Below are 14,429 nucleotides of genomic sequence, written 5' to 3' on the forward strand. Positions count from 1 at the left end.
GATGCCGCTCGATCCGGTGCCGGCGGGTCAGCTCGCAGCCGTCGTCACGTCGCTGGAGATGCGTGCCCGGCCCCGGCCCGCGCCGATGCCGGCCTCGCCTCTCCGTCTCGTCCGCTGGACGGCCCCGACCAACGACGCCTATCGGACGCTGTTCCGCCGGGTGGGATCGCCATGGCTGTGGTTTTCGCGGCTGGCCATGGCCGAGGAGGAACTGGCCACGATCCTCGCCGATCCGGCCGTGGAGCTGTTCGCCGTCGCCGATCCCCGCGGGATCGAGGTGGGCATGCTGGAACTGGACTTCCGCAGGCCCGGCGAATGCGAGATCGCCTTTCTCGGCCTCGTGCCCGATCTTGCCGGCCAGGGGCATGGCCGCTGGCTGATGGCCAACGCGCTGGCGATGGGATGGCGCGCGGGGGTGGAGCGGATGTGGGTGCACACCTGCACGCTCGATCATCCCGGCGCGCTGGCTTTCTATCGCAGGTCCGGCTTCACGCCCTATGCGCTGGCGGTCGAAACCTTCGCCGATCCCCGCATCGCCGGGCTGCTGCCGCGCGACGCGGCGCCGCATGTGCCCCTGATCGCGCCCGATCCCGCTTAATCGAACAGCCGCGCCAGGTCCGGCCCCGTCAGCCGGCGATAGATCATCGTCAGCGTCGTGACGAAATAGACGGAAAGCACCGCGCTGACGCAGCCGGAAAGCAGCGCCAGCAGCAGGCGCCCGATCGCCTCCAGCCCCAGCAGCTTGCCCAGCCCGATCAGCACCGCCCCGCCCGCCAGCGATGCCGCGCCGCCGATCAGCAGGCTGCCGATGGCGAACAGCAGCATCACGCCCGCCAGCTTGGGGAAATGCCCTTTGGTCAAGGCGAAGCTGCGCCGCAGCGCCGGCAGCACGCCCACCGGCTCCGCCACGATCACCACGTTCACCAGCAGCAAGCGGATGCCGACGAAGAACACGGCCGCCAGCAGCGCCAGCATATAAAGCATCAGCAGCAGCGCGGCGCCACCGCCCATCTGCGGCGGCCCGCCCTGGCCGGGCAGCAGCGGGGCGACCGGCATGAAGGCCAGCATCGCCGCGAACGCCAGGATCAGGCTGGCCCCGATCGCCACCGGCAATCGCCGCGCCGCATGGCCCAGCGCCTCCCCCACCGAAACGCCGCCGCCAAGCGCCAGCCGCGATATCGTGAGCGAGGCGAGCAGCGTCGACAGGAAGAGGATCGGCAGCGCCAGCACCCAGGGGCCGGCCGGCGTCCCGCCTTCCACCCGCGCGGGCATCGCCAGTTCCACCAGCGCGCCGGGCACCACCAGCAGCGTCAGCGCCACGGGCACCAGCAGCCCAGCCTCCCGCGCAACGAAGCGGCGGGCATCATCCCAGGCTGCGGTAATCGATAAGGCCATGCATGCTCCACGACCGGCGATGGCGATAGCGACTATGCCGGCCAGCACCCTCTACAGGGCGGGGGCACGGCCATGCAATCGGGCCTTGATCCTTTATTGCACGCATCCCAATTGGGGCGGATGAACCACGCCACGCCCGCCGTCGAATGGCCTGCCACCATCGAATGGAACGTATCCGCCGGCCTCACCCCCTATCCCGTCGCGTTGGCGGCGATGGAGGCGCGCGTCGCCGCGATCGCCGCCGGCGACGCGGGCGAGCAGATCTGGCTGGTGGAACATCCGCCGCTCTATACGGCCGGCACCAGCGCCGATCCGGCCGAGCTTCTGGCCGGCGATCAGTTCCCGGTGTTCCGCGCCGGGCGCGGCGGGCGCTACACCTATCACGGGCCGGGCCAGCGGGTCGGCTATGCGATGATAAACCTCGCCGCGCGCGGCAGGGACGTGCGCCGCTTCGTCCACCAGCTCGAAGGCTGGCTGATCGATACGCTGGGCGATTTCGGCGTCGCCGCGCGCCGCGCCGAAGGCCGCATCGGCATCTGGGTGGACGATCCCGATGGCCGGGAAGCGAAGATCGGCGCCATCGGCGTGCGGGTGACGCGCTGGGTCACCTACCATGGCTTCGCCGTCAACATCGCGCCCGACCTCTCCCATTTCGGCGGGATCGTGCCCTGCGGGATCGCCGAATTCCCTGTCACCAGCATGGCCGCCCTCGGCCGTGCCGTGCCCATGGCCGAATTCGACGCAGCGCTCGCCGCCCGGCTCGATCCCTTCCTGGATTCGCTCGGCCAGCCCTGCCGCGACGCTTGAGGCACCGGCCGCGACCCGTTACTCCACCACCATCCCACAACCAGCCCGACCATCCAGGAGCCATTGATGCGCGATATTCTTTCCAAGCTGACCATCGGGGCGGCCGTTGCCGGCGCGCTTCTCGTTTCCGCCTGCGGCGGCAGCAAGGAAACCACCAGTACGGTCGTCGACACCAACACCGCCGAATCCTCGATGGAAGGTTCGGTAAACGACGTGACGGCCGTCGATGCGGCCGGTGCCAGCGACAATATGGTGATGGACGACAGCGCGGTTCCGGCCGACAACGCCGCCGAAACCAACGGGGCGGAGGCCGCGACGAACGCCCAATAAGCGCTCGTCCAAAGCTACTTGAGGCGAGGGCCGTCCGGCAGCGGGCGGCCCTTTTGCCGTCTCCGCCGGGGCCTGGGTGAGTCCCAACGGCCACAATCCGGCGCAATTTTGATGTTCACCCTTTATCTCCGCCCCCGCTTCATGCTTAACAGCCGCCATCAGTGGAGGGTGCAATGGTTTCACGTATAGGGCGGTTTGCCTTGGCGGCGCTGGCAACGGTGGTCACGGCGCAGGCGGCCCCAGCGGGCGCCTCCTATCTTTTCTGGGTGAAGCCCAGCTTCACGGGCGAGCCCGTGCGCGGCGACGAGCCGGGCATCGGCATCGCGCTTCCCAAGGCGACGCCCAAGGAATTGCAGGCCCACCTGCTCTGGAACATGCGCGCCGGCCTGAACGTGGCGGCGCTCCAATGCCAGTTCTCGCCTTCGTTGATGACGGTGCGCAATTATAACGATCTGCTGCGCCACCATGCCGGCGAGCTGAACGACGCATACAATACGCTGAACACCTATTTCAAACGCACGACCAGCAAGACGTGGCAGAAGGCCTTCGATCAATATACGACGAAGACCTATAACGGCTTTTCCACCATGCACGCCCAGATCGGCTTCTGCGAAACGGCGGCTGCCATCGGCCGCGACGCGATCGGCCAGCCCAAGGGCAAGCTCCATCTGACCGCGGAAAACCGGATGCGCGAATTCCGCAACAGCCTGGTGCCGCAGAATGACGGCATCTTCGCGACCCGGCAGGTCCTCGCGCCGCGCCAGCTCGTGTCTCTTGCCCCGCAATGCTGGGACAAGAAGGGCCGCTACGTCGAGCGCAAGTGCGGCTGAGCTGACGCCCCGGCCGCGTCGGGACGCGGCCGCCGGCGCCTATCGCACGCCGATCAGCTTGTGCACCTGCGCGGACAGCCGCCAGCGGGGATTGGCAAGGACGAAGGCGATCGCGGCGGCGGTGGTTCCGGCGCGGTCCTCGCCGTCCATCGGCGAAACCAGGAAATGGTCGAAATCCCATTCCTCCATCGCGCGATGATCGTTGCCCGGCTGGGGCCAGACGATCTTCAGCTCGTTGCCGCGCCGCTGGACGATCTCCGTCCCGGCCTTGGGGCTCACGCAGATCCAGTCGATCCCCGCGGGCGCGGCGATGGTGCCGTTGGTCTCCACCGCGATCTCGAAACCGCGATCATGGAGCGCCGCGATCAGCGCGTCGTCCACCTGCAGCAGCGGCTCGCCGCCCGTCATCACCACGAAGGGTACGCCCCCTTCCACGCGATCGAGCCCGGTCTCCCATAGCTCGCCGACCCTGGCGGCCAGCGCCTGCGCATCCGCGTAGCGCCCGCCATTGTCGCCATCCATGCCCACGAAATCCGTGTCGCAGAAGCGGCAGTCGGCGGTCGCGCGATCCCGTTCCCGCCCGGACCAGAGGTTGCAGCCCGAAAAACGGAGGAAGACGGCGCGGCGCCCGGCCTGCCTGCCCTCCCCCTGCAGGGTCAGGAATATCTCCTTGACCGCGTAGCTCATGGCCGGGCGGCGTAGATCGTCGGATCGGGGATGCCCGCATCCTCATATCCGCGCTGGCGCAGGCGGCAGCTGTCGCACAGGCCGCAATGCAGCCCCTCCGGCGTCGGATCGTAGCAGGACCAGCTCTGCCCCGCATCCAGCCCCAGCCGCACCGCCTCGGTGGCGATATCGGCCTTGGTCATGTGGAGAAGCGGGCTGTGGATCGTGAAGCCCCGCCCCTCGACGCCCGCCTTGGTGGCGATGTCCGCCAGATTCTGGAACGCCTGGATGAAATCGGGGCGGCAATCCGGGTAGCCGGAATAATCGAGCGCATTCACGCCCAGGAAGATGTCCCGCGCCCCACAGGCCTCCGCCCAACCGAGCGCGAGCGAAAGGAAGATGGTGTTGCGGGCCGGGACGTAGGTGACCGGGATGGCATCTTCCTCCACGCCCGTCTTCGGCACGTCGATCGCATCGGTCAGCGCCGATCCGCCGAACAGGGAGAGATCGAGCGGCATGGTGATGTGGCGCGCCGCGCCCAGCATCGCCGCGATCCGCGCGGCCGCGGCCAGCTCAACGCTATGCCGCTGGTTATAGTTGACGGTCAGCGCGTTGATGGCGAAGCCCTGCTCGCGCGCAATGCCGCCCGCCACCATGGAATCGAGCCCGCCCGACAACAGCACTACGGCTCCGGGCCTGTCCTGGCTCATCTCTGTTACCTCTTCGCTTTCCCTCGGGTCCGCCGGCAACGGCGGAGGCGGCGCTCCAGACGGGCATCCGTCGTCGCGGAATTGCCGCCTGCCCTTTGGCTGATGACAAATGCCGGCGTGCAGCCCCGATCCTCCGGGCCTTTCCGCCAGGCTCGCCGCCGCTCTAGCCGATTTTGTGCGGCCGCGAAAGCAGGCGGCCGGCGCCGAGCGGAAAGGCCCCGCGAACGGATGGGCGGCGATAAAAGAAGGGCCGCCCAAGGGGACGGCCCAGTTAGCCCGATCAGGGCTGGTTAGGGAGGGAATGTGCCAAACGCCGACACATGATTTCTTCTACACCGGCGCGCCTAAACCCGCGCTTAACGGCGGGTTATGCGCCGGTTAAGGCCGGGGTCCAGGCTGGCGCTCTTGGTCGGGCAATCGCCCATCCGCTGCGCGTCGGCGGTGAAGGAGAAGGGCGCGTTGCCGGCGATGCCCTGCGTATCGATCGTCGCCGAACGCGGGGTCAGCAGCTTCAGCGTGGTCCGGCCCCAGCCGCTGCCGGGGCAGCTATAATGCACGGTGGCGCTGGTCCGCCGGTTGTCGATCACCAGCCGGCTGCACGGCGCGCCCGGATGGCGAAGCTGGACGAGGGTGCCGGCATCGGCAACGCAGACGTTGCGCGGCGCCTCGCCCTCCGGCTGCAGCCGCCACAGGCCGGGTTCCAGCATACCGCCCGCGACCAGCGGCTGCGGCGCGGCATAAGCCGCTGGAACGGCGATGAATGGCGAAGCGATGGTAAGCATACGCAACAAGAACGAATGACGTAACATGACATCAACCCCGAATTCCCGCTGCGTTCGACCATCAACAAGCCGGTCCGGCAGCGTCGTCTTCTGACGTGGTCACGTTAAATCTTATACAACAGCCACCGATGTCGGGCGACAGCGTCGCCGCCCCGCATCCGGCATTTTCGTCGAAAGGTCTGTGAGCTTCGTCACTTCATCGGCTGATCGGTCGCTTTCGTCAGTCCGTGAAATCGGCGAGCGCGAAGCTGTAACGGCGCGAACAGAATTCGCAGTCGACATGGATCATGCCGTCCGAATCGGCCATCTCGGCGCGTTCGTCCGCCGGAAAGCGGGCGATGACCGAACGGATATGGTCGGCATTGCAGCGGCAATTCTGGCTGAGCGAGATGAGGGGCAGCACCCGCACCTCATCCTCCTCGTGGAACAGCCGCCAGGCGATCCCGTCCAGCGGCAGCGCGCCGTCGATCAGCTCGGCATCGGTGATCGTGCCGGCCAGCGCCACCACATGATCCCATTCCTCGTGGTTCTGGCGGACATGCAGGCGCTCGCGCCCCTCCTCGCCTTCCGGCAGATGCTGGATCAGGATGCCGCCCGCGACATGCCCGTCGCGATCATTGCCGCCGGTCGCCAGGCGAACCAGGCTCGGCAACTGATCCGACTGGTTGAAATAGCTCTCCGCCGCCGCCGCCAGCGAACCGCCTTCCAGCGGCACGATGCCCTGATAGCGCTCGCCCGTGGCCGCCTGATCGAAGGTGATCGCCAGATAACCGCGCCCGAACAGGGCGAACAGCGAAGGATCGGCCGGCATCTCGGCCAGCCGGTCGGCATCGTGGCGCACATAGCCGCGCATCTCGCCGCCGCGATAATCGCAGACGAGCAGGTCGACGACGCCACCCTCCGTCTGCGCCTGGACGGTGAGCTGGCCGCCGGCATCCTTCAGCGTCGATCCCAGCAGCGCCGTCAGCGTCAGCGCTTCCGCCAGGAGGCGGCCGATCGCGGGCGGATAGCCATGGGCGGAAAGCACGCCATCCAGCACCGGCCCCAGGCGAACGATGCGACCGCGCGCGTGGCGCGACGGGATGGTGAAGGCCAGCGCATGATCGACATGGCCGCCAACCTGAATTTCGCTCTTGCCGTTACCGTTGGTCTTCAAGATCAATTCCTTGCGGTTCCGGCAGGGGCCGGAATTTCCAGGCCCCCATGTCGGTATGGAGGCGCCGGGATTCCAGCCCCTGCCGGAACGTTTGGGACAGGCCCGGCTTCAGCCCAGCAGGCCGAAGCACCACAGAAGCACGGATTTCTGCGCGTGCAGGCGGTTTTCCGCCTCGTCCCAGATCGCGGAATTGGGGCCGTCGAGCACCTCGTCGGTCGCTTCCTCGCCGCGATGCGCGGGCAGGCAGTGGAGGAATACCGCATCGGGCTTGGCGCCCGCCATCAGCGCGGCGTTCACCTGATAGGGCGCCATGGCCGCCAGCTTCTGCTCGGCATGCGCCTGCCCCATCGATATCCAGGTATCGGTGACGACCACGTCGGCGCCGTCCACCGCCGCCATCGGATCGCGGAGGATCGGCACGGTCAGCCCGCGCTTCAGCGCCGCGTCCAGCACCTCCATCGAAGGCTCATAGCCCGCCGGGCAGCCGGCACGCACCTCGAAGCCCATCAGGCTTCCCGCCTCGATGATGGAATGGAGCACGTTGTTGCCGTCGCCCAGCCACGCCCAGCGCGTGCCGGCCAGCGCCTTGCGATGCTCGATCACGGTCAGCATGTCCGCCATGATCTGGCAGGGATGGCTGTGATCGGTCAGGCCGTTGATCACCGGCACGGTGGCATGTTCCGCCATCTCGATAATCTTGGCGTGATCGTCCGTGCGGATCATGATCGCATCGACGAAGCGCGAAAGCACCCGCGCCGTATCGGCAATCGTCTCGCCCCGGCCCAGCTGCATCGATCCCGCGTCCATCACGATGGTAGTGCCGCCCAGCTGGCGCATCGCCATGTCGAAGGACACGCGGGTCCGCGTCGAGTTCTTCTCGAAGATCATCGCCAGCGTGCGGCCGGCCAGCGGCGCATCCGCATCCGCCTTGCCCTTCGGCCAGCCGGCGCGCGCCGCCTTGCGGTCGATCGCGTCGTTCAGCATCGCCGCGATCGCATCCCCGCCGGCATCGGCGAGGTCCAGGAAATGCCGGCTCACGCGGCGGCCGGCGGAGTGTAGCTCCGCGCGCCTTCCGAAAGCTTCTGGATGCATTCCTCGATATGGCTGTCGTCGATCACCAGCGGCGGCAGCACGCGGAACACGTTTTCGCCCGCCGCCACCGTCAACAGGCCATGATTATCGCGCAGATGGGCGACGAAATCGCGCGATACCGCCGGCTCCTTCATCTTGATGCCGAGCATCAGCCCCTTGCCGCGAATCTCCTCGAACAGGTGATCGTGGTTGGGCATCAGCTGCTCGAACGCCTGGCGCAGCCGCTCGCCCATCCTGGCGACATGATCCAGGAAGCCGGGCTCCAGCATCACGTCGAGGATCGCCTGCCCGGCCGCCATCGCCAGCGGATTGCCGCCATAGGTGGAGCCGTGGGTGCCGATCACCATGCCCTTGGCCGCCTCTTCCGTGGCGAGACAGGCGCCCAGCGGGAAGCCGCCGCCTATGCCCTTGGCCGCGGTCAGGATATCGGGGATGATGCCGTAATGCTCATAGGCCCACATCTTGCCGGTGCGGCCATAGCCGCACTGGATTTCGTCGAGGATCAGCAGCAGGCCATGCTCGTCGCACGCCTTGCGCAGACCCCGGATGAATTCGGGCGTGCCCGCCGTCATGCCGCCTTCGCCCTGCACCGTCTCCACGAGGAAACCGGCCGTTTCCTCGTCGATCGCGGCAAGCGCCGCTTCGAGATCGTTGAACTTCACATAGGTGAAGCCGGGCAGCAGCGGTTCGAAGCCGTCGCGCATCTTGGGCTGGTCGGTCGCGCTGATCGCGCCCAGCGAGCGGCCGTGAAAGGCGTTCTTGAAGGTTATCAGCTTGTGCCGCTGGGGGTTGCCGTTGGCATAATGATAACGGCGCGCCGTCTTGATCGCGCATTCGATCGCCTCGACGCCCGAATTGGTGAAGAACACCGTGTCGGCAAAGCTGTTGTCGACGATGCGCTGCGCCAGCGCCTCGCCTTGCGGGCTGCCATAGAGGTTGGAGACGTGCATCAGCGTCGCCGCCTGATCCTGAATCGCCCTGGTCAGATGCGGATGGCCATGGCCGAGCGCGTTGACGGCGATGCCGGCCGCGAAATCCAGATAGCGTTCGCCTTTCTCGCCGATCAGGTAGCAGCCCTCGCCTCGCACCGGCCGCACGCCGCACCGCGGGTAAACGGGCATGAGCGGGGTGATGGCCATCGAAACTGCTCCTTTCGCGAGAAAAAGGTCGGGAAAACTCCGGAAACGCAAAAAGGCGGCCCTGTCCGGCCGCCTTGTTCGGAACGGGCTTTTATCGCCGCCTCGCGGCCGCGACAACCCCTTGTCGATTCGCCGTTCGCGGAACGGCTTGGGCTAGTTCTTCAGCTTCCAGCCACGGGCCAGCAGCACATAGCAGATGGCGCCCAGCGCGGCGTTCACCGCCAGCAGCGCCGCCGCGCCTATCAGGATCGGCGAATCGGCGATGCCGATGAAGCCGTAGCGGAAGCCCGAGATCACGTAGAAGAAGGGGTTGGCATGGCTGATCTTCTGGAAAGCCGGGGCCAGCGCCTCGACCGAATAGAAGGTGCCCGAAAGCAGCGACAGCGGCTGCACCACGAAATTGGTGACGGCGGCCGCATGATCGAACTTCTCCGCCCAGATCGACGTCAGCACGCCCAGGAAGGAAAGCAGCGCCGATCCCATCAGGCCGAACCACACCACCGCCCAGAAATGCCGGGGCAGCACCTCGACGCCCGGCCAGAAGCACATGGCGAGCCACACCGCCAGGCCCACCAGCACCGCGCGCGTCATCGCCGCGGAAACCAGGCCGAACAGCACTTCGCCCGGCGACAGCGGCGGCATCAGATAATCGATGATCGTGCCCTGCATCTTGCCCACCAGCAGCGAGAAGCTGGAATTGGCGAAGGCATTGTTCATCATGCCCATCACGATCAGGCCGGGCGCGATGAAATTGGCGAAGGGTTCGCCCATCACCGAACGGCCGCCGCCGCCCAGCGCGACCGTGAAAATCACCAGGTAGAGAAGCGTCGTCACGGCCGGCGCCCAGATCGTCTGGAGCTGGACCTTGAAGAAACGCCGCACCTCCTTGATATAGAGGGCGCGCAATCCTCCCCAGTTGACGAACGGGATCACCGGCACGCCGGGGGCGGAGCGCACCAAGTTTTCGGGCTGGTCGATCATGGGACATGCGCCTATCGACTGGCGAGCCCCACCGCAAGCGGGGCGAGAGTTAAGGACGACGAATGGCCTGGACGGACGAACGGATCGATCAGCTGAAGCGCCTCTGGGAGGCGGGCAACACCGCGAGCCAGATCGCCGAGGAACTGGGCGGGGTCAGCCGCAATGCGGTGATCGGCAAAGCCCATCGCCTCGGCCTGCAATCGCGCCCGTCGCCGGTGCGCGGCGGGGATTCCAGCGCGGCCGATGCCACGCCCAAGGCCGCCGCGCCGAAGGCCGAGCCTGCGGCGGCCGCGCCCCCGCCTCCGCCACCGGCGGCGCAACCGGCTCCCCCGCCGGTCGCCAAGGCCGCTCCGCCCGCTCCGGCACCCACGCCGGCGCCCGCAGCCGCCGCGCCTGCCGCTCCGGCCGCCCCGCAGACGGTGTTCCGCTCGATCGGTCCGGGCGGCTTCCAGCGCCAGTCCCCCGGCGAGCAGCAGGCCCCCTCCACGCCCGCCCCGCCCCGCCGGCTGGTGCCTGCCAAGCCTTCGGCCGAGGTTGCCGGCAAGACGAGCCTGCTCGACCTCAACGACAAGATCTGCAAATGGCCGATCGGCCATCCGGGCGAGCCGGATTTCCATTTCTGCGGTGAGCCGATCAATCCGGGCTTCCCTTATTGCCTGGATCATTGCTCGGTGGCCTATCAGGCGCAGCTTCCGCGCCGCGATCGCCGTCCGCCGCCGCCCATGCCCTATGGCGGCCCGCGCGTCCGCTAAAGGGATCGATATCCGATCAGAGATGAAGGGGCGGCCACGCAAGCGGCCGCCCCTTCATGCTTGCAGATCATATTGCTTGAAGAGGTCGTAGAGCGTCGGCCGGCTGATGCCGAGCAGCTTGGCGGCGTTGGAAACATTGCCCTCCGTTCGCGCCAGCGCCTGCCGGATCGCCCGGCGATCGGCCATCTCGCGCGCGGCCTTCAGGTTTATCAGCTCCGCATTGTCGGCCATGTCGAGATCGAGATCGGCGGCCGTCAGCAGCTTGCCCTCGGCCATGATCACGGCCCGCTTCATCCGGTTCTCCAGCTCGCGGACATTGCCGGGCCAGGTCCAGTCGTTGAGCGCCGCCAGCGCGTCCGGCGCGAAGCCGCGCACCGCAGGATTCATCTCCTTGGCGAAGCGGGTCAGGAAATGCTTGGCCAGCAGCGTGGCATCGCCGTGCCGTTCCGCCAGCGTGGGGATGCGGACCACGATCTCGGCCAGCCGGTAGTAAAGATCCTCGCGGAAGCTGCCGGCGGCGATCATCGCTTCCAGGTCCTGATGCGTCGCGCAGACGATTCGCGTATCCACCGGGATGGTCCGCCGGCTGCCGATCCGTTCGATCACCCGCTCCTGCAGGAAACGCAGCAGCTTCACCTGGAGCGGCAACGGAATGTCGCCCACCTCGTCGAGGAACAGGGTGCCGCCCTCGGCCAGCTCGATCTTGCCCTCGGTGGTCTTGACCGCGCCGGTGAAGGCGCCCTTCTCGTAACCGAACAGCTCCGCTTCCAGCAGATTTTCCGGGATCGCCGCGCAGTTGATCGCCACGAAGGTGCCGTTGGCCCGATCGCTGGCATTGTGCAGGCCGCGCGCCAGCAATTCCTTGCCGGTGCCGCTCGCCCCCAGCAGCATCACCGAGACATTGGCGTTGGCGACGCGCTCGATCGTGCGGGCGACCTTCAGCATCTCCGGCGCCGCGGTCACGATGCTGCCGAGCACGGTCTGCCCGCCGGCGCCGGACGCGGCCAGCCGGGCATTCTCCTGCTCGATCGCGTGCAGGTGGAAGGCGCGGGCCACGATCAGCCCCAGCGTGTCGATGTCCACCGGCTTCTGGTAGAAATCATAGGCGCCCGATGCGATCGCCCGCAGCGCGCTCGCCCGCGCGCCGTGGCCGGATGCGACGATCACCTTGGTGTCGGGCTTCAGCCGCAGGATTTCCTCCAGCGTGGCGAAGCCTTCGCTCACGCCGTCGGGATCGGGCGGCAGGCCCAGGTCCAGCGTCACCACCGCCGGCTCCATCGCGCGCAGGGCATCGATCGCGGCGGTGCGATCGCCCGCGACGATGACGTCATAATCCTCATAGGCCCAACGGAGCTGCCGCTGGAGCCCCTCGTCGTCCTCGACGATCAGCAGGCGTGGTTTGTCGGTCATCTGGCTCATGATGGTTCCAAGGCATTAACGAATCGGTCGGGCCGCGCGGTGATCTGCATCACTGGCAGCACGATGGAAAAACGGGTGCCGGCGCCCTCCCGGCTTTCCACCTCCAGCCGCCCGCCCATGGCGGCGATCAGGCTCCGCGCCTCGAACGCCCCGATGCCGAAGCCGCCGGGCTTGGTCGAGGCGAAGGGCTTGTAGAGCCGCGTCCGCACGAATTCCGCCGACATACCCTGCCCCCTGTCGACCACGGAGATCACCGCCTCCAGGCCGCGCCGCTCGATATGGAGCCAGACCGGTTCGCCCGGCTGGCTGACGTCGATCGCATTCTGGACGATGTGGCCCAGCGCCTGTTCCAGCCGGGGCGGATCGGCCGCGGCCACGATCTCCTCGCTGCCTTCCACCCGCACCGGATGCTGGTGCGCGCGCGATGCCACCACGCCTTCGGCCAGCGCCCGCAGCGCCACCGGGCGGGGTTCCGCCGGCCGGCCGGTATTGTGCTGGGAAAGCCGGGCGAGCAGATCGTTCATCTTCGCGGTGGAGCTGCGCAGCGTCGCGATCATGTCCGCCCGGAAATCGGGATTGTCGGCATGCCGCTCCGCATTGCGCGTCAGCAAGCTGAGCTGGCTCACCAGATTCTTGATATCGTGCATGATGAAGGCGAAGCGGCGGTTGAACTCGTCGAACCGGCGCACCTCGTTCAGCGCCTCCTGCCCCCGCGCCTCCGCCAGATAGCTTGCGACCTGCCGGCCGGCAACGCGCAGCAGATCGAAATCCTCCCAGTCCAGCCCCCGCTCCACGCGCGGACGGGCCAACAGGACGATCCCGACGAGCTGGTCGTAATGGATCAGCGGCACGCCCGCCCAGGCGCGCTGTTCCGCCAATATCCATTCCGGCATCGTCGCCGCTTCCTCGCCGTCGGGGTGGGCGCGGACGTCCTCGAAATCGAGGATGCGGCCGCTCGCTTCCACCAAGCGGACGAAGGCGGCGTCGGCGGCGACGCTGGGCACGTCCATGGTCGGCCAGTTCCACTGCGCAACCAGCATCAGCCCGCCGCTGCCGTCCGGCCCCAGCAGCATGCCCGCCGGCGCCTCCATGATGTCCGCGATCGCCTGGATCACCCGCACGTCCAGCGGATCGGCCCCTTCCTCGGGCCGGCCGATCGTATCGGTGAAGCGCATCCATTCCACGCGATAATCGTAGCGATGCTGGAACAGATGCTTGGCGATCTTCACCTTCAGCCAGGCCCGGATACGCCCGATCGGCAGGAACACGATGGCCGCCACCGACATGCCGAACACGACCGTCACCTGCGCGAGCTGCGCATAATCCCCGCCGATCAGCTCGATCAGGCGAGCGACGATCACCATCGCGATCAGGTAGAAGCCGATCGCCATCAGCGACAGCGACTGGAAGGTCACGGCGCGCGATATCCGCATCCGCCAGCGCGTGTTCCGCCGGCTGGCCAGCGCGAAGAGCGGCGTGAGCAACGGCATGATGATGCCCCGCCCCTCGTAGAGCGGAATCGGCCAGCTCTGGCCCAGATAGGCTACGGTGTAGAGGTTGAGATCGTAGATCCACATCGCCGCCAGCGCGATCATCGGCAGGCGGATGCCCCAGCGAGCGTCTGGCGTGGCGGCGGTGTAGAGGTTGTGGACGAGCACCAGCGCGCCCACCGCGAAGCTCATCCGCAACAGCAGGACCGCGAAGAACAGGGCGGCCGCCGTCGTCGGCGACGAGGGAACGAGGTGCCCGACCAGAAGATCGACCAGGATCTGCGCGCAGCCGACCCCCACCAGCACCCCATAGAGGCCGATGATCGCGGACCGCATCGCCAAGCCGGTGCCCAGGCGCAGCAGCCCGAACATGAAGCCGAGCCAAGCCAGGTTGCGCGCCGTTTCGCCGATGCTGGCCGCCTGCGAGCCCGGCCCCATCAGCGCCACCGCCGCCGCCCACACCGACGTCAGCGCAAAAGCGGCCATCAGCGCCCGCCGCTGCATCCCGCCGCGCGGCCGCCAGACCTGCCATAGCGCAAGCGCCATGAACAACGCCGCGGCAATGCCGTGGCCCCAGACGCCGACAGCGTCAATCATCCCCACCCAGCTCCTCTCCGGGCATATGTGCCCGAACCTCAGGCCCGATGAATAGCAAGAAATGCCGCGCGAAGGAAAAGCCCATCGCAAGGAGCCCGATCATCCCATGGCCGCCGGCCTTCGATGCGCGGCCACAATTCGCAAGATCAGCGGCCGGAAAAGTTCGGTGATCCGCTATCGCCGAAATTGACAAATAAATCCTGAACCATGCTATCGCTCATCGGAACGGGAGTGCCGCCCCAGTTGTTCCTGGGAGGGACATCGCCCGCGAAGGCCGGTGAAG

At 67.4% G+C, this 14,429-nt stretch carries 15 protein-coding genes; 5 read left to right on the forward strand and 10 right to left on the reverse strand.

All coding sequences use genetic code 11. The features are described from left to right. Position 1 precedes the first annotated feature (1 nt). Complete coding sequence (locus tag CV103_RS16145) at positions 2–598, forward strand: GNAT family N-acetyltransferase (protein ID WP_107395541.1); 597 nt, start codon at positions 2–4, stop codon at positions 596–598. On the opposite strand, the gene CV103_RS16150 is transcribed toward CV103_RS16145, so the two are convergent. Continuing rightward, positions 595–1,395 (reverse strand): hypothetical protein, encoded by an 801-nt coding sequence (locus tag CV103_RS16150; protein ID WP_070934052.1) that lies wholly within the window; start codon positions 1,393–1,395, stop codon positions 595–597. The genes CV103_RS16145 and CV103_RS16150 overlap by 4 nt on opposite strands. 120 nt (positions 1,396–1,515) lie before the next feature. Here CV103_RS16150 and lipB point away from each other — a divergent pair, with 120 nt between their 5' ends. The 3 genes from lipB to CV103_RS16165 all read left to right on the forward strand — a co-directional run bounded on the left by lipB (position 1,516) and on the right by CV103_RS16165 (position 3,362). Next, positions 1,516–2,202, forward strand: a complete 687-nt coding sequence (gene lipB, locus CV103_RS16155) for a lipoyl(octanoyl) transferase LipB (protein WP_107395542.1) — start codon at positions 1,516–1,518, stop codon at positions 2,200–2,202. A 66-nt stretch (positions 2,203–2,268) separates the two neighbouring features. Beyond that, on the forward strand, positions 2,269–2,532 hold the full coding sequence (locus tag CV103_RS16160) for a hypothetical protein (protein WP_015457158.1): 264 nt from the start codon (positions 2,269–2,271) through the stop codon (positions 2,530–2,532). A gap of 200 nt (positions 2,533–2,732) precedes the next feature. After that, complete coding sequence (locus CV103_RS16165) at positions 2,733–3,362, forward strand: hypothetical protein (protein ID WP_245896904.1); 630 nt, start codon at positions 2,733–2,735, stop codon at positions 3,360–3,362. Between the two features lie 39 nt (positions 3,363–3,401). Here the strand turns inward: CV103_RS16165 and queE are convergent, their stop codons facing one another. From queE to CV103_RS16200, 7 genes are all read right to left on the reverse strand, one after another. Next, complete coding sequence (queE, locus tag CV103_RS16170; protein ID WP_107395543.1) at positions 3,402–4,049, reverse strand: 7-carboxy-7-deazaguanine synthase; 648 nt, start codon at positions 4,047–4,049, stop codon at positions 3,402–3,404. Continuing rightward, positions 4,046–4,738 carry a 7-cyano-7-deazaguanine synthase QueC gene (gene queC, locus CV103_RS16175; protein ID WP_015457161.1) on the reverse strand — a complete coding sequence of 231 codons (693 nt, stop codon included), beginning with the start codon at positions 4,736–4,738 and terminating at the stop codon, positions 4,046–4,048. The genes queE and queC overlap by 4 nt, the downstream gene beginning before the upstream one ends. Positions 4,739–5,094: 356 nt before the next feature. Then, entirely contained in the window at positions 5,095–5,520 is a 426-nt protein-coding gene (locus tag CV103_RS16180) for a DUF3617 domain-containing protein (protein ID WP_236626885.1), read from the reverse strand. A 220-nt stretch (positions 5,521–5,740) separates the two neighbouring features. Beyond that, complete coding sequence (gene hslO / locus CV103_RS16185; RefSeq protein WP_211314414.1) at positions 5,741–6,676, reverse strand: Hsp33 family molecular chaperone HslO; 936 nt, start codon at positions 6,674–6,676, stop codon at positions 5,741–5,743. Between the two features lie 108 nt (positions 6,677–6,784). Continuing rightward, entirely contained in the window at positions 6,785–7,714 is a 930-nt protein-coding gene (gene argF, locus CV103_RS16190) for an ornithine carbamoyltransferase (protein WP_107395544.1), read from the reverse strand. Beyond that, entirely contained in the window at positions 7,711–8,907 is a 1,197-nt protein-coding gene (locus CV103_RS16195; protein ID WP_107395545.1) for an aspartate aminotransferase family protein, read from the reverse strand. The genes argF and CV103_RS16195 overlap by 4 nt, the downstream gene beginning before the upstream one ends. Before the next feature lie 153 nt (positions 8,908–9,060). Further along, on the reverse strand, positions 9,061–9,888 hold the full coding sequence (locus CV103_RS16200) for an ABC transporter permease (protein ID WP_107395546.1): 828 nt from the start codon (positions 9,886–9,888) through the stop codon (positions 9,061–9,063). A 62-nt stretch (positions 9,889–9,950) separates the two neighbouring features. Between CV103_RS16200 and CV103_RS16205 the strand changes: the two genes are divergently transcribed. Then, positions 9,951–10,640 (forward strand): GcrA family cell cycle regulator, encoded by a 690-nt coding sequence (locus CV103_RS16205; protein ID WP_107395547.1) that lies wholly within the window; start codon positions 9,951–9,953, stop codon positions 10,638–10,640. Between the two features lie 54 nt (positions 10,641–10,694). Here the strand turns inward: CV103_RS16205 and prsR are convergent, their stop codons facing one another. Both prsR and prsK read right to left on the reverse strand, forming a co-directional pair. Further along, positions 10,695–12,059, reverse strand: coding sequence for a PEP-CTERM-box response regulator transcription factor (prsR, locus tag CV103_RS16210; RefSeq protein ID WP_425443887.1), 1,365 nt, complete (start codon positions 12,057–12,059; stop codon positions 10,695–10,697). After that, positions 12,056–14,146 carry an XrtA/PEP-CTERM system histidine kinase PrsK gene (prsK, locus tag CV103_RS16215; RefSeq protein WP_015457169.1) on the reverse strand — a complete coding sequence of 697 codons (2,091 nt, stop codon included), beginning with the start codon at positions 14,144–14,146 and terminating at the stop codon, positions 12,056–12,058. Before prsK ends, prsR begins: the two co-directional genes overlap by 4 nt. Between the last annotated feature and the right edge of the window lie 283 nt (positions 14,147–14,429).

The organism is Edaphosphingomonas fennica (assembly GCF_003034225.1).
In the GTDB taxonomy this organism is placed as follows: domain Bacteria; phylum Pseudomonadota; class Alphaproteobacteria; order Sphingomonadales; family Sphingomonadaceae; genus Sphingomonas_E; species Sphingomonas_E fennica.